We start from the raw sequence: 4117 nt of genomic DNA on the forward strand, positions 1-4117 counted from the left end.
ATCCCCAGTCATGCGGGTCTGGGCTCCGGCACACAGATCGCCCTTGCCGTCGCCTCGGCGTTGCGCACGCTCCACAATCTGCCTCTGGACATCGCCGGCGACGCTAACCTGCTCGAGCGGGGCGGCCGATCCGGCATCGGCATCGCAAGTTTCGAAGACGGCGGCGTCATAGTCGACGCCGGCAAGAACGACCGCGGCGGAACGCCTCCGGTCGTCGCGCGGCTGCCGTTTCCGGAAGAGTGGCGCGTCCTCCTCATCCTCGACCATTCCGGGCATGGACTGCATGGAGCAGCCGAGGTTGCGGCGTTTCGCTCGCTGCCGCCATTCCCAACGGCAGGCAGTGGGGAGATCTGCCGGAGGGTGCTGATGGGCATAATGCCGGCTTTGGTCGAGCGGGACCTTCCGGCATTCGGCGCCGCCGTCACCGCGATACAGATGCTGATCGGCAGCCATTTCGCCCCGGCCCAGGGCGGCGTGTTCACCTCGAAGCGGGTCGAGATGGTGGCCCACTGTCTCAATGAAGCAGGCGCCGTCGGCATCGGCCAGAGTTCCTGGGGGCCGACAGGCTTTGCCTTCGCGCCATCGCAGGACGCCGCACTCAAGTTCGTCGACGCGGTTCGGAAGACGACAGTTGAGGGCGGCCTTGAGGTCAAGATCGTCAAGGGCAGGAACTCCGGCGCGAAGATCAGTTCAACCAGGCTGGATCTCGTCGGCAGCTGACGCTTCAGTTTCAGGCAGAAAGGCAAGAAATGGCCCGCAAACACATCCTGCACATGCTGACACCGTTGAAGCAGATGAGCCCCTTCGACGTGAACATGGCGCTCGACGCAGGTTTCGACGCCGTCGTCCCCTATGTCGATGTGGGCCTGGCCGAAGTGACGGGACTGGTCCAGGACGCGATCTTTTCACGCCCGCCGGATGCGGGTGTCGACACCGGCATCTTCATCGCCGGGAAGGATGCCTCGTTGGCGCTCGACATGTTCGACGCCGCGAAGAAGGCGATGGTGCCGCCTTTCCAGGTTTCGGTATTTGCCGATCCAGCCGGCTCGTTCACCACAGCCGCGGCGATGGTGGCCAAGGTCGAAAAGGCGCTGGAGAAGAAATTCCAGCGTGCGCTCAGGGATACGAGAGTGGCTGTTTTCGGCGCCACCGGCGTCGTCGGCTTCTGCACCGCCGTCATCGCGGCAGGGGAAGGTGCCCGGGTCACACTTGTCGGCCATGACGGCATCGAACGGGTCAAGCAGATCGCGGCCGAGATCGAAAGCAGGTTCCACCTCACCGTCGATGCGGCTGACGGATCGAGCGACGCCCGCAAGACAAAGCTGGTCGAAGCCAACGAAATTATCCTGGCTTGCGCCAAAGCTGGCGTCCAGGTGGTCTCCAAAGCCCAATTGAAAGGCAATGACCTGCTTATTGCGGCCGACGTCAATGCCGTTCCCCCGGCCGGCATCGAAGGATTGGCCGTCAATGCCAATGGTGATCCACTCGATGCGGCAAAAGCTGTCGGCATTGGTCCGCTTGCCATCGGCAATGTCAAATATAAGGTCGAATTCGGTCTCTTCAAAAGAATGATCGAATCCGAAAAGACGATCACGCTCGGTTTTCAGGAAGCGTTTTCCCTTGCACGCGAGATTGCCAAGTAACGCCGGATCTCTTTTGATCGCGGCAATTTCAGGCCGGGGGCTGGCCGCCGCCGCGCGTCGCGCCGGCTATCGTCCGCTGGTCGCCGATTTCTTTTGCGATACGGACACCGTCGCGCTCGCAGAACGCGCGACAATGCTGCCAGGCGACCTGCAAGGAGGCATCGACGGCGAGCGCATCATCGACACGCTTCGGCGATTGGCTGGCGACGACCTGCCGGCCGCCATTGTCCTGGGCTCAGGGTTTGAGCGGATGCCTGAGACCGTGGACAAAATCGCGCGACACTTTCGGCTCGCCGGCAATGGCGGCGCCGCGATCCGCAGGATCAAGGATCCGCAGTTGCTGGCCGATGATTGTGCCGAACTCGGCATCCCGCATCCGCAACTGCGATGGGACCAGCCGCCTGACCCGGAGAACTGGGTGGTCAAGACCGCGGGCGGCGCCGGCGGCGGACACGTCAGACGAGCAGCCGGAGAAAGCCCGACCGCCGGCCGCTACTTCCAGCGCTTCGTTGCCGGTCGCAGCATCTCGGCCCTGTTCGTCGGCAATGGTCAAACCGCGCACCTCGTGGGTTTCAGCCACCAATGGACGTCTCCCGCCCCCACAGCGCCCTATCGCTACGGCGGCGCCGTACGGTTGAGACGCTTCGATCGCAGACAGGCGGCGGTCATCGGCGGCTGGCTCTCAAGTCTGACGCGGCGCGCCGGCCTGCTTGGATTGTGCAGCGCCGATCTGATCCGTGGACCAGATGGCTACACGTTCATCGAGATCAATCCGAGGCCGGGCGCCACCCTCGACATTTTCGACGATGTTGACGCGCCATTGATCGAAGCGCATCTGCGCGCCGCGACGGGTCAGGTCTTCCGCTTGCCGCGCTTCGTCGATTCGATGGCGTCGATGGTGACCTACGCCGCGACGCCAATCACTCACTTTCCGTCGATTGCCTGGCCTGAATGGACAGCGGACCAACAGTCGGCTGGCACCCGTCTGATTGCCGGCGACCCTGTCTGCACGGTCTTCGCGCGCGGTCCGAGCGCCCAATCGACCAAGCGGCTCATCAAGGGACAAGCCAGCCAATTGCAACTCCAATGGGAAGGAGACCGGACATGAAAGACGGTTCGGCATTCCTGAACGACAATGCACAGCGCATCGTTGACGGCATGATCGGCGACGCCGAACGCCTGCGTATCGTCGTTTCCAGGGGACCATTGGGCGAGCGCCTGATCGATGCCGGCGCCAAGACCGTCGGCAGCGTCGAGGCCGGGATGCGCATGGCTGAGGCTGCGATGGGCGGTCTCGGCAGCGTTTCGGTGTTCATGGATCGCGCGTCACAGCAATGGCCGTTCACCGTCGAAGCGCGATCTTCGCAGCCGGTGCTGGCCTGCCTGGGCAGCCAGTATGCGGGCTGGAACCTGTCTGGCCAGGACTATTTTGCGATGGGATCTGGGCCTGCGCGGGCCCTCGCCCGGGTCGAACCGCTGTTCGAAACACTTTCCTATCACGACATCGCATCTTCCGCGGTGCTTATCCTTGAGACGGCCGAACCGCCTCCCCGCGCGACCGTTGAGAAAGTGAGCAAGGCAACTGGACTGGCGACGGAAAAGCTCACCTTCCTCTATGCGCCGACACAAAGCCTTGCCGGCGGCGTGCAGATCGTGGCGCGCGCGCTCGAGGTTGCCCTGCACAAGATCAACGATCTCAAATTCCCGCTGGAAAACGTTGTCGACGGCATCGGAACGGCGCCGATCCCCGCCCCCCATCCGGATTTCCTGACCGCTATGGGCCGAACCAACGATGCCATCATCTATGGCGGCAGCGTCCAGCTCTTCGTCAAAGGATCGGCGAAGGAGGCTGGCAAACTCGCGGAAAAACTTCCCAGCAGCGCCTCACGGGACTACGGCCAACCCTTCGCCGAGATATTCACGCGGTTCAAGGGCGATTTCTATGCCATCGACCCGTTGCTGTTCAGCCCGGCTGAAGTGATCGTGACAGCGATCGAAACCGGCGATACTTTTCGCGCCGGTCGGCGTGATCTGAAGATGCTCGAACGGAGTCTCGGCTAGGGCATGGCGGTGCAAAGGGATTCGTCTGTCATTCGCCCGCCCGGCGACTGCCTTCCGTGCAGCCCTGCCGCGGACGCTGCCATGAGGGCCTGGAATCGCTCGCGCCGCCGACATTCCCGCACCCGAGAGGCCACATGATCCCTCGCATCCTGATCGTCAGCGACAAAGTGGACACCGGCTCCAACGGCCTGGCGGCAGGACTTGGTCGGGGGGGCGCCGCCGTTACAGCCGTGCCGCTGGCGGCGATCGCATTCGATACCAGCAGCCCGAGCGGACTTGCGATCCCCGGCTTCGGCGGCACGCTGCCCGACGCCGTGCTCGTCCGTTCGATCGCCGCCGGATCGTTCGAAGCGGTTACCCGGCGCCTCGGGGTGCTGCACGCGTTAAGCAGACTGTCGGTTCCCGTATGGAAT

The 4117-nt window shown here is 63.5% G+C and carries 4 protein-coding genes and 1 pseudogene; all 5 read left to right on the forward strand.

The window, feature by feature from the left end:
* Positions 1 to 720, forward strand: a 720-nt coding sequence (locus EN879_RS26505; protein ID WP_127274339.1) for a beta-ribofuranosylaminobenzene 5'-phosphate synthase family protein, incomplete at its 5' end; no start/stop codon positions are given.
* 29 nt (positions 721 to 749) lie between these two features.
* Positions 750 to 1643, forward strand: coding sequence for an NAD(P)-dependent methylenetetrahydromethanopterin dehydrogenase (locus tag EN879_RS26510; RefSeq protein ID WP_013532031.1), 894 nt, complete (start codon positions 750 to 752; stop codon positions 1641 to 1643).
* A gap of 13 nt (positions 1644 to 1656) precedes the next feature.
* Positions 1657 to 2751, forward strand: a complete 1095-nt coding sequence (locus EN879_RS26515) for an ATP-grasp domain-containing protein (RefSeq protein ID WP_063167856.1) — start codon at positions 1657 to 1659, stop codon at positions 2749 to 2751.
* Entirely contained in the window at positions 2748 to 3704 is a 957-nt protein-coding gene (mch, locus tag EN879_RS26520) for a methenyltetrahydromethanopterin cyclohydrolase (protein WP_024504391.1), read from the forward strand. The genes EN879_RS26515 and mch overlap by 4 nt, the downstream gene beginning before the upstream one ends.
* Before the next feature lie 134 nt (positions 3705 to 3838).
* Positions 3839 to 4117 (forward strand): annotated as a pseudogene (locus EN879_RS26525) (RimK family alpha-L-glutamate ligase); the annotation flags it as partial.

Origin of the sequence: Mesorhizobium sp. M7A.F.Ca.AU.002.02.1.1, assembly GCF_003998535.1 — a bacterium.
Lineage (GTDB): Bacteria > Pseudomonadota > Alphaproteobacteria > Rhizobiales > Rhizobiaceae > Mesorhizobium > Mesorhizobium ciceri.